Genomic DNA, 25,545 nt, shown 5'->3' on the forward strand with positions numbered 1-25,545 from the left:
CTATCGATGTGGAACAGGGGATGTATCGTGGACGTTCTGTTTTAGTGGTTAAAACTTTAGCGTTTTATCTCTTTCAGTGGTGAACTTCTTTTATTTCATCGATCAATGCATGCTTGGGGCGTGCATTTTCGCTTTAAGATGAATGTTGAGGTTCTCTTGCATCGTCTTCTATCGATGTGGAACAGGGAATGTATCGTGGACGTTCTGTTTTAGTGGTTAAAACTTTAGCGTTTTATCTCTTTCAGTGGTAAGTTTCTCTTGATTCATTAGTGAATGCATTGGGTAAGATGCGTTTTTCGCTTTTTCTTGGGAACATATGTGGGATAAAGTTTTGCCGTAGAGAAATGATTCTATTGTGGGAGATGATTTTCTTGTTTTCTTGAGAGGCTATAAAGGGCTACTTGTATCAGTGTCTTTTATGATGACTTCGTTAAGAGCTTGGGTATTGATATAAGTTAGCTCAGTAATAGAATCATTTTGTATCGCACTTAATCTTTATTGATTATAGAGAGAATCCTATTAGACCGTAAAATATCATCGTTTAAGGCAGTTGATCTATGTAAGGCTTTAAGCATATCGGTGTTTTTTATGAGAATATTTAAGGCAATGGTTGTCTATAGGCTTATATTGTGACATGTGATTCTCCTTAAAAAAATAGAGATCGACATCACATTGATTTATAAAGATCATTTGTTGTTTTGCGCCTTGAATGGAAGGTCTATCGTAGGATTTTCTCATTTCAAATTTCTCTCATGTTGAATCAATGACAATCACTTGCTTTTCGGTCACAAGTGGGGATGGTATGTGAGTAAAAACTCTATAAAAAAGGAAAAAATGTCTATAATGAATACTTTCAAATGTAAGAATTGTTGTAACATTGGGATTAAGTGTATGCTGATGCCAGCGTGCTTTCTTATGAGCAGAAAAGAGACAACCGTTACAAGACAGAAGGTGTACACATTCAATGATCTTTAGTGCTTTTGATTGATAAAGGTACATGAGACTTTTCTATGAATATCACGCTGTCTTTTCATATTTTTGAACTAAGAATTGTCCATATATTTTTCTTATTTTTGTGAATATAAGGGATTTGTTGCGAACAGCTTGTAAAAATAAGTAAACTTAAAACCAAATGTGTTGTGTATGGGGATGAGCAAAGTATTTTATCAAAGCCGGTACGACTCTCCAGTTCATAGCTGGTTTATGAGTGATTTTATGGTGGTGCTTACCTAAGTTTATGATTTTTTTGTTATCTGTTCATTACTAGACAACACATTGATTTATATATATAATTCACTGTTTTCATATTGAATTAGAACCCCGAATAACGTAAGATTCACTCATTTCAAATCTCTCTATCTAGAATCAATCAAAACCACTTGCTTGCACGTCACAAGCGGGATGAGTGTGTGGATAAAATTTGTATAAGAAAGGACTCTTATGAATTGTCTTAAGAGCCAAGGGCTGTAGCGCAACACCCACGAGCTGACAAATATAACGATGGTGCCGGCTTGCTTCTTCACAAACGTAAGAGATGGGGGTGGTGTCAATGGATTTACCGTTATACCTTTCCGGGGGCTGCGAAATGGGCTTGGGTGCCTTGAGAGATGTTTCTTTAAAACAAGCCCGTGAATTGGCAACTGGGTGGCGGGCTGTTTTACGTGAGGGGCGTGATCCCATTAAAGAACGTGAGAAACAAAAGCGTGAGGCAATGCGCAATCTCCATTATTTAAAAAATATTGCTTTAGATGCTTTTGAAAGCCGTAAAGCTGAATTAAAAAATGATGGTGAGGCTTGTGATTGGTTTTTACACTGACGCCTTTATATTCTCCCCAAATTAGGTTGTCTGCCCGTTTCAGAGATTACGCAAACTGAGATACGCAATACGCTTTCTCCCATTTGGCATGCAAAAGCTGGAACAGCTCAGACAGTACTGAAGCGTCTTAATCTTTGTCTTAAACATACGGTTGCCTTGGGTTTTGATGTTGATTTACAAGCAACGATAAAAGCATGCGCGCTCTTAGGGAAACAACGTCATAAAACGTAAAATAGACCAGCTATGGATTGGAGAGATGTGCCGGTTTTTTATCAGTTACTCTGTAAAACACAAAACATAACACAACTGGCTTTGCGTTTACTTATCCTGACAGGCGTTCATACTAATCCTTTGCGTCATATTCGTGAAGATCAGATTGAAGATGATATATGGACAATTCCTGCTGAGAATATCCAATCTTTAGCGGTTTGTTTGAAACAGAGATTGAGACTTTTAAGAGTTCTATGAATCATTCTAGATTTTATGTGTCCGATTGGAGTAAGAATATTGCGTATATCTCGTAATCTCTGAAATGAGAAACCTCATTTGGGAAAAATATGAAATTGAAAGGGCAATGCCAACGTTCATTTTTATTGTTATTTTTTAAGTGAGCGTTACTGCTTTCAAAAGTATTTGGCATGCCTTTTACAGAATGGAGATGATGGTTTTAGTTCATGTTTTTTTTATCGCGTTCTTTAATGAGGAGGAATGCTTCTCATACAAAATAGAGCGCCCACGACAAAATATGCTTATGTTGTACCGTCACGCGTTTTTTAAAAGGAATATTTTTCAATATTTGTGGCATCCATTTTATGACGGCGTTTTTGAATGTTATAATGGTTTTATAGAAGGGTAAATGGTAAAGTCTCGGTGTAGTGTATAAACGGCACTATGATCTTTACGCTTCATGAAAAAGCAAGCCTGCTGCCTTACACATCTTGCCAGATTCCAATGTCGGTATATCCTTTGGTGCTTGAGACAGTGTCTTGCTCTTTTTGTACAGTTTTTACCCACAGATCAGCCTCGCTTGTGATTGACAAGCAAGTGATTTGATTAATTCAACATGAGAGCAATTTGAAATGAGTAATCTTACCATATTCAAGATTCTAATTTAATATGAATAATGCTAGATTATGATGATTAATCAGTTTGTTATCTATGAAGAAAGAAAATAAGGAGGAATTTGTCGAAAAGTTAGATTGTTTATAGATTGGCGCTGGTTAAGAAACTTTGTCCTTAAGGGCAGAGAGGATGTTAAAAAATAAAACCAGCTTTCGCTGGTTTTATCGAGATATCATCATTATGATGAAAGAGTGTATTACGCAGCGTAGACAGCTTTACTGTTTTCATCTGTTTCTTCTCTCTCAGTTTTAAACTCGCGTTCCGGCTTGTTGGAGAGATGCATCTCTATGAGATTGATAGCTTCTGTTTCAGAAAGACTATTAATAACCGCAATTTCGCGGGCCATTCTTTCAAGAGCAGCTGTATAAAGTTGGCGCTCAGAGTAAGATTGTTCAGGTTGTAGATTAGAGCGGAAAAGATCACGGACCACTTCGGCGATACAAATAAGATCTCCTGAGTTGATTTTGGCATCATATTCTTGTGCACGACGTGACCACATGGTCCGTTTAACACGTGCTTTTCCACGTAAAACTTTTAAGGCACGTTCGACAGAGTCACTAGCAGATAATTTACGCATTCCAACGGAAAGGGCTTTTGCAATGGGGACTTTGACATCCATCTTATCTTTCGCGAAATGAATGACAAAAAGTTTCAATTTATGTCCTGCAACTTCTTGATCTTCAATCGCTATAATTTGTCCTACTCCATGTGTAGGGTAGACGATATATTCAGAGGTTGCAAATTCTTTGGTCTTGGAAGACGTTCCATGTTGGGATGCCATATTTTAGTTTACTCCCTTATGATCAACAAATGTATCGGAAAACAGGTTATAAACCTGAGGGTTGAGTTTTCTTTAACCAAGTATATTGTACCAATTAAGTGAGCATAAAAGCCGAGTACTTTTAAATCCAAAAAAAATACATTGCTTTACTGTAAAAAGCAAAGAAAAATACTTAGAAAGATGATCATGTTAAAATAACACTAACATCAAACTTTAAAAGAATCAATCATTTCGCTTAAGGATTTTTTTATTTTTACAAGAGAAGTCTTTCAGTCGTTGAAGGAGGAGGGTGTACACTGTATCATTACTCTTCGCCACTTCCTGGATTTTCTGAAAAATACTTTTCTAATTTATTTGGAACGCCATCCATTTCTTTTGCTTGAGAAAGGGGATCTTTTCGGGTGGTTAGATTAGGCCATTTGTTTGCATAATGAAGATTAAGTTCTAACCACTTTTCTAATCCTGGTTCTGTATCAGGTAAAATCGCTTCTGCTGGGCATTCTGGCACACAAACACCACAATCGATGCATTCATCGGGGTGAATAACAAGCATATTTTCCCCTTCATAAAAACAATCAACAGGGCAGACTTCAACGCAATCCGTATATTTGCAGTGAATGCAGTTGTCGGTTACTACGTGGGTCAAGATCAAACTCCATTTGTTACTTTAATTCTCTTTAGAGGAAAGTGGGTGCGTGTTTTTATGATTGGTGAGTTGATCGCGTAGTACAGCTAGTTTCGCAAAAGGTGAATCAGGATTAAGGCGCTTTTCTTTGTGAAAAGGCTTATGATTTGCATGTTTTCCTTGGGATTTGTGGAACTTATGAGAGCGTTTTGCTTGTGATAGTGCTTCTTGAGGGGAATTTTCATTTGTGTGTTCCGCTTTTTTTACAGCGTTCTTCGATTTATTTTGCCACTTATTTCCTAATTTATCATGTTTTTTTTGTGCGTGGTGGTGAAATTGATGCTTATAATGCCATAATAAAATAACTTTACCTTCTTCTGTAGAGCGAGGGGATTTGGCAAAATTCCCAACAGGTTCAGCTGCTGGTAAACGATTGGTTTTATGGAGATGTTTTTCAATACCAGAGGATAAAGTGTTTGGGTATGAGGTATTTTTTTCTTCTCGTGTTGTTTCTAAATCGCTTATTGTTTGCCATTGACTTCCAACGCATTCTGCTGCAGGAACATCTTGTATTGTCCTATTGACAGGGGAAGAGGCTTGGTGTGCAAAGAGATTTTGTTCAAAAACAGTATTGCTTATGCTGTACGATTGATAACCAAGTCCTTTGAGGATTTCTTCCATATCATTTCCATTGGCCCCAAGAATGGACATCATGGCTGGTGTAACAAAAAAACTTTTGCCATCATAGGCTCCATCGGGTCTGGGATCACTTCCTTGTTTCCAATGAAGTGCGGGGCGGATGAGATTGGCAAGACGTTCTAAAATATCAATCCGTACAGCACGTTGTCCTAAGATTCGGTAGCCGGCTAATTGATAAAATTGGCGGTTATAGGTAGGGTCAACAATCAAAGAGGTTCGACCAGCAGATAATGCTGAAAAAATTTCACCCAAACCAGTTTGATCTTGTCCCGCATTTTGAAGATTCCACAGGAGAGTAATGGCTTGAACCGGAGCAGGTTTAAGCATTCCGGCAACATAGATGTGAAAAGCGCCAAAACGCACGCCTAGACGCCGAAGCACGGCACGTGATTCTTGCGCAAGTTTTTTGACAATGTCTAAAACTTCGCGGCGTGGTAAAATCCCTAAAGAGTTAAAAAGTTGTAAAGCAAGACTGTTTGTTGAATCCGTTAAATTATCAGCATTGCGCAAATCAAACAGGGGTTTTAAAGTCGTTTCAAAATGAAAGGTGACAAAGCGTTCTAATCGCTTCACAACGTTATTGCGGGATTCTCCCGTGAGTTGTTCATCTGCTAAAACAATCAGTTTTGGTTTGAAAAAATCTTCTGTTGCTACAAGTTGTCCTACGGGTTGACCAATCCAGCGCACAATTCCATCAGAACTGAGGGTAAAATCTCCATTTGCACAAGCACAAAAACGTGTCGCGCGTTTGGAAAAAGCAAGAATCAAATTCTCATTCTCTGTTGAAATTTGCTTCTCAGCTATTTGATCGGTACTGTTTTTGTTGGCATAAAAACGAAAACCTTCAAATTTACCCCTTCCGTGTTTTTCAATGAGAATATCATCTTGAAGAATCTCATTCTGTTGAACAATCTTGCTATCCATGATCATTTTCTTTCTCAGTGCGACACTGGTCAAAAGCTTTTTGCGACAATTTCATAATGGTGCTCTTTCTTTAACACGTTTGTTGCGTTTGCTTCAATCACTCTTGTCATTTTTTGCTGTTTCTTTGCGCCTTTAAAACTTGAATGATTCTTTTTTTATTCAGTTTTCATTCAGTTTAGATGCTTTATATTTGCAAATTACACTTATTAGTTGTATTGTAAAGCTGAAAGCATGAATAAATTCTTCAATTTAAAAGGAAACGGAATTGGTTATCAAAAAACAGCATTTGTTTTGCGTGATCACTTTATTTTTTTTGCTGTTTTGTCATGAAAAGTGGAGAGAAAGTTTTTTCAAATATTTCATAGGCTAAAAGGCATGTTGTAAAGGCATTTTGCAGGTGAAATTGTGTCTTATGACAAGAAGTTTTACCATGACAGTAAAAAAAACAATTGCGATTATAAAATTACACGTTAAAGTAGTGGGTACAGAAGTTAACAACTTTTGCGTTCTTTTTAAGCAAAGAACAATGATGTCGTTGCCAAATCAATTTTGATAATTTTAATCGCAAGGGGTTATTATGGGTAATCTTTCAAATGCTGTTTATAAAAGCAGCAAAAATTATAGCGATGCAGACAAAAGCTTAGGACGTAATATGATGCGTTCTGCTATGCAAGCACCTTATCTTGAACGACAAAAAGAGCATGATTTGGCTCTGCGGTGGAAAGACAAACGTGATGATGATGCCATGCATCAAATTGCAGCGGCTCATATGCGTTTAGTGATTGCTATTGCTAATCGCTTTAAACGTTTCAAAATGCCATTGGGAGATTTGGTCCAAGAAGGGTATGTGGGACTATTGGAAGCAGCTGCACGTTTTGAACCTGATCGGGAAGTGCGTTTTTCAACGTATGCAACGTGGTGGATACGCGCTTCTATTCAAGATTATATTTTGCGAAACTGGTCAATCGTTCGAGGGGGAACAAGTTCTTCGCAAAAAGCACTTTTCTTTAATCTTCGGCGTTTGCGTGCAAAACTGATACAAGATGATAGTGCTTTGTCAAAACAGGATATTTTTCGCACAATCGCTGAAAAGCTTGGCGTTTCCGTGCGCGATGTTGAAACGATGGATTTTCGTTTTTCCAGTTCTGATAATTCCTTGAGTGTTTCTGTTTCTGAGAATAGTGATAATCCCATTGCTAAGATGGATGTTTTGGTAGATGATAGTCCTCTTCCTGATGCTTTAATTGAGCAAGTCATCGATGGTCAACGGCGTACACAGTGGCTTTACGATGCGTTGCAAATTCTCAACGAACGGGAGTTGGAAATTATTCGCTTTCGTCGCTTAAATGAAGAGGGGGCGACTCTCGAAGTTTTGGGTGAAAAGTTAGGAATCTCGAAAGAGCGCGTGCGTCAAATTGAAGCTAGGGCTTTGCAAAAATTGCGTTCTGCTCTCCTTACGGTTCATTCAGAAGACGCTTACGATATATAAGCAGTGAAATGCTTTGGGGGGGGAGGAGGAAAGAGAATATATTAAGTGGGGGCATATGAGAATATGATGAAGTCAGTTTTAGGGGGGGGCATATTTGTTTAGGAATATGCCTCCTTGGGGGCGCTACTGATAAACAGAGGAAGACAGGGGGCAGAGTTAGTTGGAGAAAATGTGTATCACACGGAGGCCTATAGAGGCATGATGAAATTGGATTTTAAAGTGTTCCTCCTTATTTTCGAATATGCTTTAAGGGAGAGGGCGTGATACAGATAGAAAAGAATTAAAACTGTAGCAGATGAGAAAAAAGGCTTATTCTGTAATAATTTTCACTTTGGTACCTGCGGGTAAAGTTTGCGTTGGTGAGAGGGCGTTGAGGATGCGAAAGAGTTTTTCTTTATATGGTGTGTATTGCATTTTATCTGCAAGATTTGCAACGGTTTCTCCTTGTTTAACACGAACAACACGGATTTTTAAGGGCTGCAATTTTTTTAACTGTGAAGATGAAAGAGAATGAAAGCTTTGTAGCGTTTTTTGGGCAACCTCTGCAAAATTTCGAGAATTATGTGGAGCGGCCGTCAAAAAACGAAAGATGTGGTTGTTGAATGGAATGGCAACCACATCAAATTGCCATTGATCATTGGTAGCATAGGCCTGTGCTCCAAGTAAACTTTGGCTTTGGAATCCTTGACGCGTAAATTCTTGATTGGGGAGCCCTTGAATTGTGATGGGGCGGATAGATGATTGGTCTAGCCCGAGAATCCAGCCGCTTTTCAAATAATCACTCGCAGATATTTCAGCAGGATGTGGAATAGCGTCAAAACGAATCGCAATTTTATCTGGTCCACTGGCCCAAACAGTGTGTGCTGAATGTTCTATTGTAAAATTATTTGGAACAGAAAAAGCTATGCGCAATTGTGGGTGAATAAATTGGTTGCCTCGTACAAAACCTGTATAAAAGCCTCCTCCAAAAATCATGCCATCAATGCTTTTGAGAAAAGAATCATGATCGGATATTGTACTATTCCCTTTACTGATTTTACGCGCTTTTTCTATCGCAAGCCGAATGCGTTGAGGGGTGGTTGGGTGAGAAGCTAGAAAATCTAGAGAGGCATTTTGGGTGCCGGAGATATTACGAAAAGCACTATAGGCTTCCATTGTTTGAAGAAAGCGCGGTGAAGCAAATGGATCATATCCTGATTGTTGGAGCATTTCGAGTGCAAGGGAATCAGCTTCCAGCTCTTGATTGCGGGAAAATTGCGCGAGTTGTTGCTTGTTTTGCATAGGGTTATGAAGTTTTTTGCCAATAGAAGAAAGAAGACGTGAAGACATGTGATTGGTCATCTTTAATTGGGCTTCTTTTTGCAGGCGTAAAATGCCATGATTAGCTCTGATATGTGCTATCTCATGGGCTAAAATGGCTGCAACTTCTGAAGAATCATTGGCTAATGCCAGCATACCACGAGTGATGTAGATCGAGCCATTGGGGAGCGCAAAGGCATTGACAGTTTCTGAGTTTAAAATTGTTACAGAATAGCTTTGATGAGAACTATGTGATGCAACTGCCAGTTTACGGACAATCTTTGCTAAAAGGTGTTCAAGTTTTGCATCATGATAAGCGCCACCATACATTTGCAGAATACGTGGGTGTTGCAGAGCGCTTAATGTGACATAGATATTGTGGTTGTTGGTACGTTTGATCGTTTTAGAAGAAGTGGAAGAAAGCCTATCATTTTGAGAAAGTGGTGTATGACAAGCCGAAAGGAGAAACGTTAAACTTATGAGAGTGGCTTTATACAGGCACGAGCGAAAAAGAAAATTGCGGTGAAAAATGGGGTGCGTTGGACCATGGTGCACATTATTTCTGCGGAGTAATTTGGCAAATTGCATTTGTATCTTTGTATCGTATGTTTCTTTAAGAAAGGCATTAGAGATAAGGATTCGTTTGGCTATATCATGCTTTTTGTTTATAAAAAATGACTCTCACTTATAAAAAGATGCACTGTAAAGAAAATTTTGTGAAAGGCAAAGTATGGCATGACAACATTTACGATATTATTAAATGGGGATGTTCATATCACTGATCGTTTGCTTAATCAAATTCAAAACAGTCGGGTAATTGCTGCTGATGGTGGTATGCGTCATGCGGCAGCGCTTAATGCGACGCCTGAGTTGTGGTTAGGGGATTTTGATTCATCAGATGAGAATTTAATACGTCAATATAGTCATGTTCCGCGTGAAGTTTTTCCCTCTGATAAAGATATGACAGATAGTGCTCTGGCATGTGAAAGAGCGCTGCAAAATGGCGCTAAAAAGCTTATTTTGTGCGGTGCTTTGGGAGGGGAGCGAAGTGATCACAGCCTTTCTCATATAACGCAAGCGTTGATGATGGCTGAAAGGGGTATTTCAGTGTTGTTGACAAGCGGTTTGGAAGAAGGTTGGCCGGTTTTGTCAAAACCTTGTTCGTATGATTTGCCTAAGGGATGTTTGTTTAGTATTATCGGTTTTTCTGATTTAAAAGGTTTAACTCTTAAAGGGGTAAAATGGCCAATTTGTGACAAAAATGTGTCATTTGGCTCTTCTTTAACACTTTCTAACCGTATTTGTGGAACCTTTTCTTGCCATTTAGGTTCTGGAAAAGCTATATTGTTAGTGTCTGTACCTATTCCATAAAGCTCTTCCAATATATTTTGAATAAGGCAGGGGGGGGCCTAGTGATGAAGTGCCGACATAAACGATATATGTATTGATCTTGAGAAGGAAAGGTTTTGATATGTTAAAATCAATTTTTAAAGTGGCCGTTGTTTCAGCCATTGGTTTCAGTTCAGTCGCTTGTACTACAAACGATGAACGCGTTGCACGTTACGGCGTAGGAGGAGCAGCAATCGGTGCTTTGGCTGGAACTGCTATTGCTGGAAGTACGCCTGGAGCAGCACTGACCGGTGCAGCATTTGGTGCTTTGGCTGGAACAGTAACAGGTGCAGCTGCAAATCAAAGAAAACAACAAAGACAGGTATCACAATTGTGCACGTATCGTGGTCGTAGAGGGCATGTTTACCAAGCACCTTGTGGACAGAGAGTTCCTGTACGACAATTATGTGCTTACCGTGATGCAAGAGGGGTGATGTATAAAGCACCTTGTCCGCGCCGCGTTCGTTAATGGCGGTGCCGCTTCTGCGGCTTGACCGCATTTTCTTAAATTTTGGAAAAACGCCTTTGCTCAATCAAGCTTGTTTATCGGTTGAGCAGGGGGCGCGTATTGCGCTGGTCGGCCGTAATGGTTGTGGAAAATCGACCCTATTAAAAATTGCCGCAGGAATATTAGAACCTCATGGTGGCGAAATTTTTCGCCACCCGCGAGTAACGCTCCGTTATGTCTCACAAAATCCGGATTGTTCAGGATTTGAAGATATTAATGCTTATATGGAAGCGGGGCTGGACGATACATATGATGTCCAGTGGATCAATACGCTTCGCACAAATTTAGGGTTTTCTGGGGCGGAAAAATTGGAAACGCTTTCGGGAGGCGAAAAGCGGCGTGTTTCACTGTTACGGGCCATTGCTGCAAAACCCGATATTTTGTTCTTAGATGAACCAACCAATCATCTTGATTTACCAACCATTGAATGGCTGGAAGCTGTTTTGGCTTCTTTGCGTTCAGCGATTGTGGTGATTTCCCATGATCGGCGATTTTTAGAAAATGTTACGCGGTCAACGGTATGGCTTGATCGTGGCACAACCAAAAGACTGGAAAAGCGTTTTTCTGAGTTTGAAAATTGGCGTGATAAAGCACTGGAAGAAGAAGCCATCGAACAGCATAAATTGGGGCGCCAAATTGCTCGTGAAGAGCAATGGTTGCGTTATGGCGTGAGCGCACGGCGTAAGCGTAATGTACGGCGCTTAGGCGAATTAAAAGACTTAAGACAGCGTCATCAAACCTATAAAGGGCAGCCAGGAAATGCACTTTTGACAGCAGCAAAAAGTCATGATTCTGGGCAATTGGTGCTTGAAGCAAAGAAAATTTCAAAATCCTATGGTGATCGCATTATTGTGAAAGATTTCTCTTTGCGCATTCAGCGGGGTGATCGAATCGGGTTGGTGGGACCCAATGGAATCGGAAAGACAACGCTCCTTTCTGCATTAATTGGGCAAGAAGCCGTGGATAGTGGAACGGTGAGGCATGGCTATAACCTCTCTATGGCATTGCTTGATCAACAACGTATTTTAAATGAAGAAGAAACTTTAGCGCATTATTTAACGGGAGGAAGAGGTGATACTCTTGTGATCAATGGGCTGGAGCGGCATGTGGTTTCTTATATGAAAGACTTTTTATTTTCACCGGAACAAGCACGCACTCCCCTTAAAGAATTTTCCGGGGGAGAAAGAGCACGCCTCATGCTTGCACGACTTCTTTCTCGTCCTGCAAACTTTTTGATTCTTGATGAACCGACCAATGATTTGGATATGGAAACTTTGGATTTGTTGCAAGAATTTATTGCTGATTTTGCGGGAACAGTATTGTTGGTCAGCCATGACAGAGACTTTTTAGATCGTACTGTAACGCATATGTTGGCACCTCAAGGTGATGGTCATTGGGTTTTGTATGCGGGCGGCTACAGTGATATGATGGCGCAAAACCAGCATGCTCTTCGTTTACAACGCAAAAAAACAGAATTATCGCAGCGTAAAGCACCTTCAAAATCTCATGCGGGAGAGCTTTCAAAGCAGGACACATCAACAGATCATGGCTTGATAGGGCGGGAGAAAAAAACACGAAGTAAATTGTCTTATAAGCAGGTTTATGCATTGGAAAAATTGCCTGAAGAAATTGCTGTTTTGCAGGACGAAATCAAAAAAATTGAGCAAGAACTCTCTGATCCAGCTCTCTATCGCAGTGATAAAGAGCGTTTTGAGCGTTTATCAACAACGTTGGAAAAAAAGAAAAATACTTGCACACAAAAAGAAGAAGAATGGTTAGAGCTTGAAATTTTACGCGAAGAAATGGAAGCGTGTTCACGGTAATGTTTTAGATATTAATATCTAAGCATTTTAATTCGTATTGCATCATCGCTTTTCTTTGATTTGTTACAAGATCTTATGGCTGATTTTGCGCGAACAGTGTTGTTGACGAGTTATGGCAGAGACTTTTTAGATTGCACTGTAACATATAGCACCTCAAGGCGATGGTCATTGGGATTTGTATACGGGGGCAGTGATATGGTAGCGCAAAACAAGCATGCTCTGAGCTTACAAGGCAAAGAAACAAAACTATCTTTGCCGTGAGTTTTTTCAAAATTTCGTATATGGAAATATGCCAGTTCCCTTGCATACTTTGCCAGTCCCCAATGTTGCTACAGCGCCCCTTGGAACTTGAGAGCATTCATAAGAAATATTCCCTTGTCTTTACCTTATGCTTTAAACATACCACCTCCGCTTATGATGGAAAAGCAAATGATCCTCATTGATTCTAACGTAAGAAGTGTTGTGATGAGGAAAGCTTACTGTATTCGACATTATGATTTGAGTTTAAAAATGATGATTTGTTAAGATAAATCAACGTGTTATTGTAATATTGTTTAGGAGGAGAAAATGATGGCAATTAAAACAAAGCAAACAATTTCTACATTGATCGGTTTAGAAGATGCAGCTGAACTGTCTTCTTATTACCTCCGTAATGCGAATCATCTGCATCCTTTTGAACCTGTTAGATCTGATGATTACCATACCCTAACAGCTTGGGAAACACGAGCCAATGCATTTGCTTGTGAAAGTGCACAGGGACAAGCATATCGATATGCTGTACGATTAAAAAATGAAAACACAGTCATCGGTGTTGTGAATTTTACAAATGTGGTTCGGGGTGTTTTTCAAGCCTGTCATCTTGGTTTTTCTCTTGATGAAAAACAACAAGGCAAAGGTCTCATGTTTGAGAGTTTATCGGCTCTAATACGCCATATCTTTCATGTTTATCATCTGCATAGAGTGATGGCAAATTATAGACCTGAGAACATAAAAAGCGAACGTTTATTAAAACGCCTTCATTTTGAAAAAGAGGGCTATGCCAAAGACTATTTGATGATTTCTGGAAAATGGAGAGATCACATTCTAACCTCTCGAATCAATGATCTTTATGAGTCCGTTAATAGATTCCAATAAAGTTTTGTTAAGGGTCTTTTTATCAAATGTGTAAATATGCTGAATTTCTCCCTATCCTCAAAGATTAAGATCTTTAACCACCTCTTCTTTTATAAATAGTTTAGAATCTCGTTTAGCGGATTTCAACTGCTGACTATTTTCATATGTTTCTTTTCGTAGATAATAAATTGATTTATCATCATAATTCATTTTTTTTCAATTTGAAGAGAGTCCTCAATATCGGAAGACTTTCTCACTTCAAATTTATTGATGTTTAATCATAAAAAACACCTCTCTTGCACATCACAAACTGGGTTGGCATACAAGTGAGGGTTTATGTGGATAAACAACGATTGAAGAATAAGAATAAAAATTCTCTGTATAAATCCTTTTAAATGTGAGGGCTGTTGCAATATTGTGTATTCTGTGACCGATAGTCTCGTTACAAGTTACACAAACGGCTTATTGTTTGGGTGAAATTTTTATACATTCATTTATTTTTTGCCATTTGTTTTTTGTATTTTCTTTTCTTAAGAAAATTTTCAATGTTATCAATGGTTTAATTCATACCAAGCGCATTTTTATAAAGTTCAATGATTGCTTCTTCTTCCATTCTTTCATGCTCTTCTTTTTTACGCAGCCGTATAATGCTTCGAACAGCTTTACTATCAAAGCCAGAGCCTTTAAGTTCAGTGTAAACGTCTTTAATATCATCAGAAATGGTTTTTTTCTCTTCTTCTAGTCGTTCAATACGTTCGATAAAAGAGCGTAATTGGTTTACGGATATAGCGTGTGTTTGATCGGTTACTGTATCGTTCATTGTATTTTTCTCCAAGTTATATATTTAAAGTTGTTTTTCGACGACGAATTTATGTTAAAAAAGCTTGAAAATAAAAAGTAAATCAAGCTACACAGCTTTTTTACAAATTGACTTTAAATATTTTGTAAAATTTTTAAGATATATGCATTGATAAAAGGGCTATAAAAAGAAAAATATGAAAATATACGTTTTAGACTTGAAAAGCTTTTAAAAAAGAAATGTGTAATTTGTTTTGAGAATTTGACATTATAGAGGAAGTTTTGTGATTTTAAAAAAACGATATTGGGTGTTTCAGAAAGGATTAAAAGTTTTTCTCTTGAGTATTTTGCTCTTGTTTCCCCTCGTTGTTTTTGCAAAAGCTGACTTTAGAGTTTGTAATACAACCCAACAGTCTGTAGGGGTTGCTCTTGGATATCGTACATTTTCAGGGTGGGTGAGCGAAGGCTGGTGGACGGTACCAGTGACGGAATGTAAAACTTTAATTGAGGGGCCTCTTGCTTCACGGTTTTATTATTTTTATGCGGAAGGAGCACAAAAAAAAGGGAACTGGGCAGGCTCTGTGACCATGTGTGTACAAGATAGCCAATTTACCATTCAAGGGGTTCATGATTGTTTCCCTCGAGGATATCAAAAGGCTGAATTTAAAGAGATCGATACCGGAAATCAAACCAGTTGGATGGTACAGTTGACGGATGAGTCTTTGTTAAACAATTCAGTTATACCTTCTCTTTCAGGAAATTCTCCACCGTGAAACGTGCACGTAAAGTAAAAATTATTGCGACTCTTGGTCCTTCTTCTTTTTCTCGTTTGATGATTGAGAAGCTTTTTAGGGCAGGGGCAGACGTTTTTCGTCTTAATATGAGCCATACTGATCGTGATATGCTGGGTGATTTGGTCAAGTCTATACGAGAAGTTGAAAAAACAGTTCGACGCCCCATTGGTATTTTAGTGGATCTTCAGGGGCCAAAACTGCGTGTGGGGCGTTTTGCTAAGGGGCAAGAAGATTTGCGTGTTGGGCAAAGCTTTACATTAGATAATCGCGATGTTCTTGGTGATGCACAGCGTGTTTTTTTCCCTCATGAGGATGTATTTTCGGCTGTTAAACCAGGGGATCGGTTGTTGATTGATGATGGAAGGGTGGAACTGCGTGCGCAAGTTTGTGATGGTCATTCTGTACAGTGTCGCGTGGTTTCTGGAACCCGTATTTCTGATCGAAAAGGTGTCAGTTTTCCCGATACAATTTTGCCTTTTGATTCGATGACGTCAAAAGATAAGGAGGATCTTCAGGCTCTTTTACAGCAGCCTGTTGATTGGGTTGCTCTTTCTTTTATTCAACGTCCAGAAGATATTATAGCGGTGCGTCAGTTGACGAAAAGCAAGGTGTCTTTGATGGCTAAAATCGAAAAGCCTCAAGCCTTGGAGCATATAGAGAAAATTATTGAGGTATCCGATGGTATTATGATTGCACGGGGTGATCTTGGAGTGGAAATGCCCTTGGAAAAGGTCCCTGCACTTCAGATGGAGCTCATAAAAGCTTGTCGTTTAGCAGGAAAGCCTGTTGTGGTGGCAACACAAATGCTCGAATCAATGATTACATCTCCTGTTCCGACACGTGCAGAAGTGTCGGATGTTGCTACAGCAGTTTATGCAGGAACAGATGCGGTGATGTTGTCTGCTGAATCTGCTTCTGGTCGCTATCCTGAAGAAGCTGTGCTTATGATGGACCGAATCGCGCGGCAAATCGAACAGGATCACACTTATGCCGCTCAGGTTGGGGCACAACATCCAGCACCAGAATCAACAGGAACGGATGCGATTTCTCTTGCTGCGCGTCAGATTGCTGAAACACTTGCTCTATCCGCTATCGTTGCCTATACGGCTTCAGGAACAACGGGGGTGCGCGCCTCTCGTGAACGCCCTAATAGACCGATTATTGCTTTATCGCCCATTGTGGAAACAGCACGGCGTTTGGCTTTAGTTTGGGGGCTTCATTGTGTGGTCACGCAAGATGCACGGAGTTTAGAGGATATGGTTGATCGTGCAGCAGCTATTGCATTTCAGGAAGGCTTTTGCAAAGGAGGAGATCGCTTCCTTGTGACAGCTGGGGTTCCCCTTGGAACGCCCGGTGCGACAAATCTCTTGCGTATTGCTTCTGTCTCTCAAGATGGAACGAAAGGGATTTGAGCCGTTTACGCATGGTGTTTTTTCATGCGCCTTTGAACAGGCTTTAAAAACAACGGGTGCGCGCCTCTNGAACAGGCTTTAAAAACAACGGGTGCGCGCCTCTTGTGAATGCCTCCATAGAACCCATTATTCTTTTATCTCCTATCGTAAGATAGCAAGGTGTTGCATTAGGTCGTCCAGTTTGGGGATGGGAGCAGATGCGGTGATGTTGTCTGTTGATTTTGTTTTAGTTCTGAGGAAGCTGCTTTTACGGTAGGGCATTTAATGGGAGCCCCCCTTTTATTTCATTAAGGCATATTGGGGATTGCTTTATTGAGTTTATACGAGCGAGATGTTCATTGATAATGAGAATTTATTCTTTTTCTTTTTGAATGAGAGCCTTGAAATTGTTCTCATTTTAAACTTTTGCAAACAGAATTGAATAAAATTAAAATTATGTGCCTAAAAAATCGTACTGGTATGTTATGAGAAAAAGTGATGGGTGAATGTGTTTTTAAAATATGCTTTGTCTGATCATTTGCAACATATTGATTTATAATGATAATTTATCGTTATTAAACTTGAATTAGAACCCCGAATTCCGTAAAATTCTCTTCAATTTATTTATGTTTTGTTAATTATAACTCTTTGCTTGTACGTCACAAGCGGGTGGGACATGTGGGTAAAAATTGTACAAGAAAGGCATAATTCTTATGAACCGTTTTAAGAGCCAAGGGGGCTGTCGCAATATTGAGGGCTGGTTATAATGATGGTGCCGACTTGCTCTTTTATTAAGCTTGGAGATTTTGGGTGGTGGGGAGAGGAATATGGATTATTTGTTATAAGGATAAAAATAGCGGTAGAGGATGTTTTCAAGAGCTATTATTGTTGTTTATGATGTTTGAGGTTGTATGAGATTAACATACTCTTCGGTTTTGACTTTTTTCTTGCTCTAAAGGATGAAAATACTTAATTCACGCTGGTTTATAAATGATACGGTTCTTTTCGGTGGGTTTCATCGGATGGACATTCTAGGTGCAAAGACTCCATGGTGCTTATATTATTAAATGGCGGTGTTTTACGGTATAATAGATAAGGTTATTTTTTTAATATATTGAATCTGCTTGATATTATCTAGGGGCAAGGATTTTGGACATGCATTCATAGGGAACATGAATATAGCTCTTTTTTTCGAAGGGTGCTTTATTTGTTTGTTGCTGTTGTCATTTATATGATTTTTTTACAATGATGTTGGTTTTGTTATCTTATTGCGCTGTTAAAAGACATCTCATTTGAAATGTGGTGATATAAGGCAGCCTCCTTGATATAGGAAGCGTTTGTGCGGAGGTGAAATATTCAGGGTAGGGCTTTCTTGTTGAGGTTTAAGTTAATCCCATAAGTTGTGAGTAGCTGGAATCCTTCCTATAAGAAACCAGACTGTTTACAGACTGGTGTGGGTTTAAGAATTTTTATCCTGTGAGATGTGGCGGACAAGTCAAGTCTCTGGTTTATTATGCGCTGATGTACTTTTTAGAAATCTTCCTGTTCTTGTTCTTGAATGTTTGTGTGGTTTTGATCATCTTTGAGCAATTGGTTGGTGAGATTTTCAATGCGTTGTGTGGTGTCACGCATAATTTTCCCCATGGTGCGGTCTCTTTCGTTGTGGAGTCGTAAAAGAGCATTGTAGTCTTCTTGTAATTTTTTATTTTCTCGTTTTATTTCTTCCATTTCATCGATAATCATTATGCCAGCCATAACCGATAAACGATGGTCGCCAATTTCACCAAAATTGTTCTTTAAATGTGTGATATATTGATCTAATTGAGCAGCAAGCGCAATAAGACGACGTTCTTGTCCTTTGTCACAAGCCATGCGATAAATTTTACCATCAATGGTAACGGAAACAGTTTCCATACATTCAAACCTTTATCTATCAATGACAACACGAATTGTTTCCATTGCTTTAATAAGACGTTTGGAAACTTCTTTGTTTACGGACTCTAAGCGTTCAATTTGGGCTTCAGCTTTGTCAAGCGCTTGGGCAAGATGGCTGCGGTCAGCATTCATTCGTTGGATTTCTTCTTCCCATTCGTTATTTTTATCAATAACGGCATTACGGTTTATTATGGTGATCTCTAAAGTTCTAAGTGCCTTTTCTAGGTGCTCTAAAGCATCTTGTAGAACTGTAGTCTCTTGGTTCATTGCTTTTATCCTTTGGGTAATTGTATCCTTTATCAATGTGTTATGCAAAAACGAATCACTTTCACTCTTGTGTTGTGTGCATTTTATTTTTAAGTATGTAAGATATTTTAGCAAGCAAAGCAGGGGATAGATATAAATTAAAAGCTGGATTTTTTGCGCGTATTGGCATAAATGACATGGATATACAGGACGCGTGAGGGGAATGTTATTAATGTTATTGAAGTGGTGGCAAAAAGTCTCACGCTAATGGTTAGAAAATAGTATTTCTTGAGAATTTTAAGAGAATACGGAAAAAGCAACAGAATAACGTATTTAACGAAATGGTCGATTATTCATGACAAACACCCACCAACAGAATCAGATGGCCAATGCTATCCGTTTTCTTGCTATTGATGCGATTGAAAAAGCAAATTCTGGTCATCCAGGCTTGCCAATGGGAGCCGCCGATATTGCTACGGTTCTTTATACAAGATTCCTTGCTCATGACCCCAAAAAACCTCGCTGGCCTAACCGTGATCGTTTTGTGTTATCAGCAGGACATGGGTCTATGTTGCTTTATGCTCTCTTGTATCTTTCTGGTTATGAAGATATTGGCATTGAAGATCTCAAAAATTTTCGCCAATTAGGAGCAAAGCTTGCTGGGCATCCAGAATATGGGCATGTGGCGGGAATCGAAACAACGACTGGTCCTCTCGGACAAGGGTTGGCGAATGCCGTGGGGATGGCTCTTGGAGAGCGTTTGCAAAATGCCCGTTTTGGTGATCTTATCAACCATTACACCTATGCGTTGGTGGGCGATGGATGCCTTATGGAAGGGATATCTCAAGAAGCACTTTCCCTTGCCGGTCATTTGAAACTCAATAAGCTTATTGTGTTGTGGGACGATAATAATATTTCTATCGATGGAGAGATTTCCCTTGCTGACAGTACAGATCAGATTGCGCGTTTTAAGGCTTCTGGTTGGGAGACACATAAAGTCAATGGGCATGATCAAGCAGCAATTGCGCGGGCTATTGAGGCGGCACAAAATTCCGATAAACCAACTTTGATCGCTTGTAAAACAACAATTGGTTTTGGAGCACCAAATAAAGCGGGTACCAATAAAGTTCATGGAGCCCCTTTGGGCGCACGAGAAATCGCTGAAACCCGTATCGCTTTAGGGTGGGATGCTGAGCCTTTCGTTATTCCAGCCGATATTCTCGATAATTGGCGCTTGGCTAGTCTCAATGCTGCTAAAAAACGCCAAAAATGGGAAGAAAAATTTGCTGATCTTCCTGTCTCAGAGCGTGTGGAGTTTGAAAGATTGATGCGGGGCGATCTCGTGGGCGGATTTGATGGCGCTATTGATACTTATAAACAGAAATTGGTTGAAGAGCGCTCCGTTGTTGCTACGCGTAAAGCTTCGGAAATGGCTCTTGAAGTGATCAATGAGGTCGTTGTTGAGACTATTGGTGGTTCGGCTGATCTAACCGGATCTAATAATACAAAAAGTAGCCAGATGAAAAGTATCTCTGCTGAAGATTTTTCAGGGCGCTATCTGCATTATGGAATTCGCGAACATGCAATGGGAGCTGTGATGAATGGTCTTGCCCTTTATGGCGGCTTTATTCCTTATGGGGGAACCTTTTTATGCTTTTCTGACTATATGCGTCCTGCTATGCGTTTGTCTTCTCTCATGGGGTTGCGGGTGATTTATGTCATGACTCATGATTCTATTGGTCTTGGTGAGGATGGTCCGACCCATCAACCCGTGGAGCATTTGGCTTGCCTGCGTGCAATGCCTAATCATTTTGTGTTCCGTCCTGCCGATGCTATGGAGACAGTCGAGTGTTGGCAATTGGCTTTGAAAGCACGCGGGACGCCTTCTACCTTGGCTTTAAGTCGACAAAATCTACCGCTTTTGCGTCAAGAGTATGAAGAAGAAAATCTCTGTATGCTTGGTGCTTATGAATTCCTAACAGCTAGCGATGATGCACAAGTGACGCTGTTTGCTTCTGGTTCAGAATTGCAAATTGCAGTGGAGGCACATGCGGTGTTAGAAGAAAAAGGCATCCCAACGCGTGTGGTTTCTGTGCCTTGTTTTGAACTTTTTTCTCAACAATCTCTCTCCTATCAGCGTGCTCTCATTGGAGATGCACCGATTAAAATTGCCATTGAAGCTGCTGTCGCCCAAGGATGGGACCGTTTTATTGGCTGTGATGGTGTGTTTATTGGTATGGAGGGCTTTGGGGCAAGTGGAACAATTGATGCCCTTTATGCGCATTTTGGTATTACTTGGGAAAATGTTGTTGCCACCGTTGAAAAAGAGCTGGAAAAGATCAAAGAGGAAAAGACAAAGTGACAGCTTATGTTGTCATGAATGGGGTGATTGTAGGGCATCATATTTTGTGCAGTATTGTGGATGATCTTGTGCATTATTGTGGATAAGTGAGTGAGTGATCAAGATATTGACATTGTGGGAATTAATGATTTTGGATTGGTGAAATACCCATTTATTGTGTTTTAAATGTTGTGCTTAAAAAATTGATGAGGAAACATGTGAAATGACAGTTCGTGTTGCAATTAATGGGTTTGGTCGTATTGGTCGCAATATTTTACGTGCACTTGTGGAAAGTGGACGACAAGATGTTGAAGTGGTTGCAATTAATGATTTGGGATCGGTGGAAACAAATGCCCATTTATTACGCTATGATTCAGTTCATGGGCGTTTTCCTGGGATCGTTAAGGTGGTAGGGGATGCTATTGATGTGGGAGGTGGTTTAATAAAGGTATGCGCAGAGCGTGATCCTGCTCAATTGCCTTGGAAAGATTTGGATATCGATATTGCTTTGGAATGTACGGGTATTTTTACTGCGCGTGATAAAGCAAGTGCTCATTTAGATGCGGGGGCAAAGCGTGTTCTTATTTCTGCGCCTTCTGAAGGAGCAGATCTTACGGTCGTCTATGGGGTTAATCATCAATCTTTAAGCAGCGAGCATCGCGTTGTTTCAAATGCTTCTTGTACAACCAATTGTTTGGCGCCTGTTGCACAAGTTTTACACAATACGGTCGGCATTGAAAAGGGCTTTATGACAACAATCCATTCTTATACGGGTGATCAACCTGTATTGGATACAATGCATCGGGACCTTTATCGTGCACGTGCGGCAGCTCTTTCTATGATTCCTACTTCAACAGGAGCGGCAAAAGCTGTGGGATTGGTCTTGCCAGAATTAAAGGGATTGCTTGATGGTGTATCGATTCGTGTTCCGACCCCTAATGTTTCTGTGGTTGATTTGACATTTATCGCTAAGCGTTCCACAACAATCGAAGAAATTAATACAGCTATTGCTACTGCTGCACAGGGTTCTTTGAAGGGCGTTTTGGACACTACAGAAGAGAAACTCGTGAGTTGTGATTTTAATCATAATCCTCATTCAGCTATTTTCCACAATGATCAAACCAAAGTGATTGATGGTAAGCTCTGTCGCGTTCTGGTTTGGTATGATAATGAATGGGGCTTTTCTAACCGTATGAGTGATACGGCAGTGGCTTTTGCTAAGACAATATAAGAGGACCTCAGGGTCCTCTTTTCATAGGGAAAAGTCTCATTTTTGTGCAATTTTGAGAAAAACAGATAGAGGCTGTTGTTCTCATGCGCTAGAGAGAAGAGGCTATTGAAAAATTGATGATGTGTTTTGTTTTAATACTGTGTCAATACGTGCTTTTAAAAGATGCATGAAAGAGTAAACTTTTAAAAAGTAAGATCTGAACGAGATACCTTTTGAGAAAACGTTAGAAAACAGGAGATGTAAACTCTTTTTCCTAGAAGTAAAAGGAAGCTTTAATGGAGATCAAGTTGAGCCAATGCATTTGTTTGCCACAATGGAATATGAAGATTAAGAGCAATGGTGGGCTTTTGTACATTTGACGATAAAAGCTTTGGATTTTTATTAAGCAAAGGGTGAGAGATAGGCTGTCGTGGATCTCTTGTAAAAGCAAAGAGGGGGATAAGTGGAAAGAAAAGTGGGCAGGGTTGTTGGATGCGTTTTTATTTGAAACAATGGAAAGTGAAGAGGAAGCAGTGATGGGGTTTCGTACACTTGATGATGTTGATGTTTTGGGCAAACGTGTTCTGGTGCGCGTAGATTTTAATGTTCCTATGGCACAGGGCAAAGTTTGTGACGAGACGCGTCTTGTACGGCATAAAGAGACACTCATTGAGCTACAAAAGTGTGGTGCTAAACTTATTCTGCTTTCTCATTGTGGTCGCCCCAAAGGAAAGGTAGAGCAAGAGTTTTCACTCCGTCCTGTTGTGCAAGTGCTGGAAAAGATCATTAATCAGCCGGTTGCTTTTGCTCCGGACTGTATCGGTTCGGCGGTGCAGGTTGCAGTTGAGTCATTACAAAATGGTGGTGTTTTACTGCTTGAAAATGTTCGTTTTTATGCTGGTGAAGAAAAGAATGATTGTTCTTTTGCAGAAGCTTTGGCTCATAATGGAGATCTCTATGTTAATGATGCTTTTTCAGTTTCTCATCGTGCCCATGCTTCGGTGGAGGGAATAACGCATTTGTTGCCTTCTTATGCAGGACGCTCTTTGCAAGGTGAATTGCAGGCATTAGAAAAAGGACTTGGCAATCCAGCACGTCCTGTGGTTGCCCTTGTGGGAGGAGCAAAGGTTTCTAGTAAGCTTTTTGTGCTTAATCATTTGGTGGAAAAAGTTGACTCCTTAATTATTGGTGGGGGGATGGCTAACAGTTTTTTAGCTGCGCAAGGTATCCATGTAGGGAAATCACTGTGTGAACATGCATTGATGGAAACGATAAAAAAAATCATTAAAAAAGCGCAAGAGTGTCACTGTACGCTTCTGCTCCCTCAGGATGCTGTCGTTGGATTTCGTTTTGAAAAAGATGCACCGCATCGTCTTTATGACATTGAAGATATTCCACAAGATGGCATGATATTGGATATTGGGACGCGCTCTATTGCGCATATCAATGCTGCGATAGATGAAGCTGCTACTCTTGTGTGGAATGGACCCCTTGGTGTTTTTGAGATGTCTCCCTTTGATAAGGGAACCATTGCCGTTGCACGCCATGCAGCAGAACGTAGTTTGACGGGAAAGTTGGTTTCAATTGCGGGAGGGGGCGATACGGTTTTTGCCCTTAATCATGCCGGTGTTGCCAATGATTTTACTTATCTTTCGACTGCTGGAGGAGCTTTTTTGGAATGGATGGAAGGAAAGACTCTTCCTGGTATTCTTGCCCTCATGCAGGCTTAAAGGGCTTCTTTGAAGGGAAGGTTAAAGAAAAACTATACAGTCGTGTAGAGTGTTTTTTGATAGTGTTGCGCATTTTTAGAAATTAAGACAAAATAAAGAGGAATTTTTTATGAATGAACGGCTTGAAGATATTGCACTTGCTTTGGTGCATGCGGGTAAAGGTATTTTGGCGGCAGATGAAAGTACGGCGACCATTGGAAAGCGGTTTGAAAGCATTGGTGTTGCATCCAATGAAGATAGGCGCCGTGCTTATCGTGAAATGCTTTTTAGTACAAAAGAAGCAATGGAAAACGCTATCTCTGGGGTTATTTTATTTGATGAAACCATTCGGCAAAAAGCATCAACTGGAAAAATGTTGACGGATCTTATTCGGGATTCAGGCGCTTTACCAGGGATTAAAGTTGATACCGGTGCAAAACCCTTGGCCGCTTTCTCTCAAGAGACAATTACCGAAGGGTTGGATGGTCTTCGTGAGAGGCTAAAAGACTATTATGCTTTGGGAGCACGTTTTGCTAAATGGCGTGCGGTAATTGCTATTGATGAACACACTTTGCCAACAAGAGGCGCCATAAGACAAAACGCACAAGCTCTTGCACGCTATGCTGCCTTGTGTCAGGAGTTCAAGATTGTGCCGATTGTTGAGCCGGAAGTGTTGATGGATGGATCATCGTGTGGGCATTCAATTACACGCTGCTTTGAGGTGACAAAAGCTGTCTTACAGACCGTCTTTAAAGAATTGTTTGAAGCTCGTGTTCTTTTGGAGGGGATGATTTTAAAACCCAATATGGTGATTGATGGAAAGGATGCACGCAACGCTTCTGTTGAAGAAGTTGCTGAAAAGACCGTCCAAGTGCTTAAACAGACTGTTCCTGCCGCTGTTCCCGGAATTGCTTTTCTTTCTGGAGGGCAGTCTGATCAGGAAGCAACGGCGCATTTATCTGCTATGAATTCTTTGGGCGTATTGCCTTGGAAATTGACCTTTTCCTATGGACGAGCACTGCAAGCAGCTGCCTTAAAAGCATGGGCGGGAAAAGATGAAAATATTGCTGTTGCACAGAAGGCATTTCGTCATCGGGCTCGGATGAACCATCTTGCGGCTTTGGGACAATGGACAAAAGAACAAGAAAAAGCGTGCGATTGAAGCACAAGCCCTGTTTTTAAATGCGGAGAGATTTTGCATGTTTCTGCGTGATTTTTTGTGCCCTCATCATGATAAAAATGGCGGGGGCGTTTTAGACTTGAAAGCTTTCTCAGAGAGTTTTTTCCTTGGACCTTTTAAAAGTCTTTAATGGGTGCTATCGAAAGATAAGATTGCGGGAGAGGTGCAATTTCGAGAAGGGGAGATAATGCTAGGAAATTTGTGAATGCACAGCACTTTAGTATGGTGTCGTTCATGGGTGGGCACTTGCTTTTTGAGTGAAAATCAGAAAGCTCATACTGTATTGAAGAGTTTGATATTGTGATATTTTTTCTTTTTCATGTTGTCATTACTTGTCATCAGCAGAATTTATT

18 protein-coding genes and 1 pseudogene are annotated in these 25,545 nt (G+C 40.1%); 12 read left to right on the plus strand and 7 right to left on the minus strand.

All coding sequences use genetic code 11. The features are described 5' to 3' along the window. Nucleotides 1-1,511 precede the first annotated feature (1,511 nt). Nucleotides 1,512-2,233: pseudogene (locus ACFILD_RS08445) on the plus strand (tyrosine-type recombinase/integrase); the annotation flags it as partial. 901 nt (nucleotides 2,234-3,134) lie between these two features. On the opposite strand, the gene ACFILD_RS08450 reads toward ACFILD_RS08445, so the two are convergent. The 3 genes from ACFILD_RS08450 to ACFILD_RS08460 form a co-directional block, all read right to left on the minus strand. After that, the gene (locus ACFILD_RS08450; protein WP_273790499.1) at nucleotides 3,135-3,719 is read right to left on the minus strand and encodes a CarD family transcriptional regulator; all 585 of its coding nucleotides are present in this window, start codon (nucleotides 3,717-3,719) and stop codon (nucleotides 3,135-3,137) included. A 304-nt stretch (nucleotides 3,720-4,023) separates the two neighbouring features. Further along, complete coding sequence (fdxA, locus tag ACFILD_RS08455) at nucleotides 4,024-4,365, minus strand: ferredoxin FdxA (protein WP_273790498.1); 342 nt, start codon at nucleotides 4,363-4,365, stop codon at nucleotides 4,024-4,026. Between the two features lie 21 nt (nucleotides 4,366-4,386). Further along, nucleotides 4,387-5,967 carry a hypothetical protein gene (locus tag ACFILD_RS08460; protein ID WP_375665075.1) on the minus strand — a complete coding sequence of 527 codons (1,581 nt, stop codon included), beginning with the start codon at nucleotides 5,965-5,967 and terminating at the stop codon, nucleotides 4,387-4,389. 577 nt (nucleotides 5,968-6,544) lie between these two features. On the opposite strand from ACFILD_RS08460, the gene ACFILD_RS08465 reads away from it, so the two are divergent. Next, nucleotides 6,545-7,456, plus strand: a complete 912-nt coding sequence (locus ACFILD_RS08465; RefSeq protein WP_015856975.1) for an RNA polymerase factor sigma-32 — start codon at nucleotides 6,545-6,547, stop codon at nucleotides 7,454-7,456. A gap of 309 nt (nucleotides 7,457-7,765) precedes the next feature. Here the strand turns inward: ACFILD_RS08465 and ACFILD_RS08470 are convergent, their stop codons facing one another. After that, a complete protein-coding gene (locus ACFILD_RS08470; protein ID WP_375654374.1) occupies nucleotides 7,766-9,343 on the minus strand; it encodes a M48 family metalloprotease in 1,578 nt (525 codons plus the stop codon). Nucleotides 9,344-9,490: 147 nt separating this feature from the next. On the opposite strand from ACFILD_RS08470, the gene ACFILD_RS08475 reads away from it, so the two are divergent. The 4 genes from ACFILD_RS08475 to rimJ all read left to right on the plus strand — a co-directional run bounded on the left by ACFILD_RS08475 (nucleotide 9,491) and on the right by rimJ (nucleotide 13,609). Beyond that, nucleotides 9,491-10,126, plus strand: coding sequence for a thiamine diphosphokinase (locus ACFILD_RS08475; protein WP_273790494.1), 636 nt, complete (start codon nucleotides 9,491-9,493; stop codon nucleotides 10,124-10,126). A gap of 100 nt (nucleotides 10,127-10,226) precedes the next feature. Next, nucleotides 10,227-10,613 carry a hypothetical protein gene (locus ACFILD_RS08480; protein WP_273790493.1) on the plus strand — a complete coding sequence of 129 codons (387 nt, stop codon included), beginning with the start codon at nucleotides 10,227-10,229 and terminating at the stop codon, nucleotides 10,611-10,613. After that, a complete protein-coding gene (locus tag ACFILD_RS08485) occupies nucleotides 10,613-12,475 on the plus strand; it encodes an ABC-F family ATP-binding cassette domain-containing protein (protein WP_375665085.1) in 1,863 nt (620 codons plus the stop codon). The genes ACFILD_RS08480 and ACFILD_RS08485 overlap by 1 nt, the downstream gene beginning before the upstream one ends. A gap of 570 nt (nucleotides 12,476-13,045) precedes the next feature. Beyond that, complete coding sequence (rimJ, locus tag ACFILD_RS08490; RefSeq protein ID WP_273790492.1) at nucleotides 13,046-13,609, plus strand: ribosomal protein S5-alanine N-acetyltransferase; 564 nt, start codon at nucleotides 13,046-13,048, stop codon at nucleotides 13,607-13,609. A gap of 538 nt (nucleotides 13,610-14,147) precedes the next feature. Here rimJ and ACFILD_RS08495 read toward each other — a convergent pair. Further along, the gene (locus ACFILD_RS08495; RefSeq protein ID WP_005774567.1) at nucleotides 14,148-14,408 is read right to left on the minus strand and encodes a DUF2312 domain-containing protein; all 261 of its coding nucleotides are present in this window, start codon (nucleotides 14,406-14,408) and stop codon (nucleotides 14,148-14,150) included. Between the two features lie 262 nt (nucleotides 14,409-14,670). On the opposite strand from ACFILD_RS08495, the gene ACFILD_RS08500 reads away from it, so the two are divergent. Next, on the plus strand, nucleotides 14,671-15,159 hold the full coding sequence (locus ACFILD_RS08500; RefSeq protein WP_273790491.1) for a DUF1036 domain-containing protein: 489 nt from the start codon (nucleotides 14,671-14,673) through the stop codon (nucleotides 15,157-15,159). Then, a complete protein-coding gene (gene pyk, locus ACFILD_RS08505) occupies nucleotides 15,156-16,592 on the plus strand; it encodes a pyruvate kinase (protein WP_273790490.1) in 1,437 nt (478 codons plus the stop codon). Before ACFILD_RS08500 ends, pyk begins: the two co-directional genes overlap by 4 nt. Before the next feature lie 1,509 nt (nucleotides 16,593-18,101). Here the strand turns inward: pyk and ACFILD_RS08510 are convergent. Further along, nucleotides 18,102-18,485 carry a cell division protein ZapA gene (locus ACFILD_RS08510; RefSeq protein ID WP_273790489.1) on the minus strand — a complete coding sequence of 128 codons (384 nt, stop codon included), beginning with the start codon at nucleotides 18,483-18,485 and terminating at the stop codon, nucleotides 18,102-18,104. A 12-nt stretch (nucleotides 18,486-18,497) separates the two neighbouring features. After that, nucleotides 18,498-18,773: a DUF4164 domain-containing protein gene (locus ACFILD_RS08515; protein ID WP_005774573.1), complete on the minus strand. Its 276-nt coding sequence runs from the start codon at nucleotides 18,771-18,773 to the stop codon at nucleotides 18,498-18,500. A gap of 334 nt (nucleotides 18,774-19,107) precedes the next feature. Here ACFILD_RS08515 and tkt point away from each other — a divergent pair, with 334 nt between their 5' ends. The 4 genes from tkt to ACFILD_RS08535 all read left to right on the plus strand — a co-directional run bounded on the left by tkt (nucleotide 19,108) and on the right by ACFILD_RS08535 (nucleotide 25,174). After that, nucleotides 19,108-21,114 carry a transketolase gene (gene tkt / locus ACFILD_RS08520; protein WP_375665077.1) on the plus strand — a complete coding sequence of 669 codons (2,007 nt, stop codon included), beginning with the start codon at nucleotides 19,108-19,110 and terminating at the stop codon, nucleotides 21,112-21,114. 202 nt (nucleotides 21,115-21,316) lie between these two features. Then, complete coding sequence (gene gap / locus ACFILD_RS08525; protein ID WP_375611739.1) at nucleotides 21,317-22,324, plus strand: type I glyceraldehyde-3-phosphate dehydrogenase; 1,008 nt, start codon at nucleotides 21,317-21,319, stop codon at nucleotides 22,322-22,324. Between the two features lie 515 nt (nucleotides 22,325-22,839). After that, nucleotides 22,840-24,033 (plus strand): phosphoglycerate kinase, encoded by a 1,194-nt coding sequence (locus ACFILD_RS08530; protein ID WP_375630978.1) that lies wholly within the window; start codon nucleotides 22,840-22,842, stop codon nucleotides 24,031-24,033. 109 nt (nucleotides 24,034-24,142) lie between these two features. After that, nucleotides 24,143-25,174 (plus strand): class I fructose-bisphosphate aldolase, encoded by a 1,032-nt coding sequence (locus tag ACFILD_RS08535; RefSeq protein WP_375665079.1) that lies wholly within the window; start codon nucleotides 24,143-24,145, stop codon nucleotides 25,172-25,174. Nucleotides 25,175-25,545 lie beyond the last annotated feature (371 nt).

The organism is Bartonella sp. CL162QHHD (assembly GCF_042195435.1).
Classification (GTDB): Bacteria; Pseudomonadota; Alphaproteobacteria; order Rhizobiales; family Rhizobiaceae; genus Bartonella.

Bases quoted from the DNA above. Each gene is read 5' to 3' on its own strand.
- ACFILD_RS08450 (WP_273790499.1), bottom strand. From the start codon at position 3,719: ATGGCATCCCAACATGGAACGTCTTCCAAGACCAAAGAATTTGCAACC.
- ACFILD_RS08535 (WP_375665079.1), top strand. From the start codon at position 24,143: ATGAATGAACGGCTTGAAGATATTGCACTTGCTTTGGTGCATGCGGGT.
- ACFILD_RS08515 (WP_005774573.1), bottom strand. From the start codon at position 18,773: ATGAACCAAGAGACTACAGTTCTACAAGATGCTTTAGAGCACCTAGAA.
- ACFILD_RS08460 (WP_375665075.1), bottom strand. From the start codon at position 5,967: ATGGATAGCAAGATTGTTCAACAGAATGAGATTCTTCAAGATGATATT.
- ACFILD_RS08510 (WP_273790489.1), bottom strand. From the start codon at position 18,485: ATGGAAACTGTTTCCGTTACCATTGATGGTAAAATTTATCGCATGGCT.
- rimJ (WP_273790492.1), top strand. From the start codon at position 13,046: ATGGCAATTAAAACAAAGCAAACAATTTCTACATTGATCGGTTTAGAA.
- ACFILD_RS08485 (WP_375665085.1), top strand. From the start codon at position 10,613: ATGGCGGTGCCGCTTCTGCGGCTTGACCGCATTTTCTTAAATTTTGGA.
- tkt (WP_375665077.1), top strand. From the start codon at position 19,108: ATGACAAACACCCACCAACAGAATCAGATGGCCAATGCTATCCGTTTT.
- ACFILD_RS08480 (WP_273790493.1), top strand. From the start codon at position 10,227: ATGTTAAAATCAATTTTTAAAGTGGCCGTTGTTTCAGCCATTGGTTTC.
- ACFILD_RS08530 (WP_375630978.1), top strand. From the start codon at position 22,840: ATGGGGTTTCGTACACTTGATGATGTTGATGTTTTGGGCAAACGTGTT.
- ACFILD_RS08465 (WP_015856975.1), top strand. From the start codon at position 6,545: ATGGGTAATCTTTCAAATGCTGTTTATAAAAGCAGCAAAAATTATAGC.
- gap (WP_375611739.1), top strand. From the start codon at position 21,317: ATGACAGTTCGTGTTGCAATTAATGGGTTTGGTCGTATTGGTCGCAAT.
- ACFILD_RS08495 (WP_005774567.1), bottom strand. From the start codon at position 14,408: ATGAACGATACAGTAACCGATCAAACACACGCTATATCCGTAAACCAA.
- ACFILD_RS08470 (WP_375654374.1), bottom strand. From the start codon at position 9,343: ATGCAATTTGCCAAATTACTCCGCAGAAATAATGTGCACCATGGTCCA.
- ACFILD_RS08475 (WP_273790494.1), top strand. From the start codon at position 9,491: ATGACAACATTTACGATATTATTAAATGGGGATGTTCATATCACTGAT.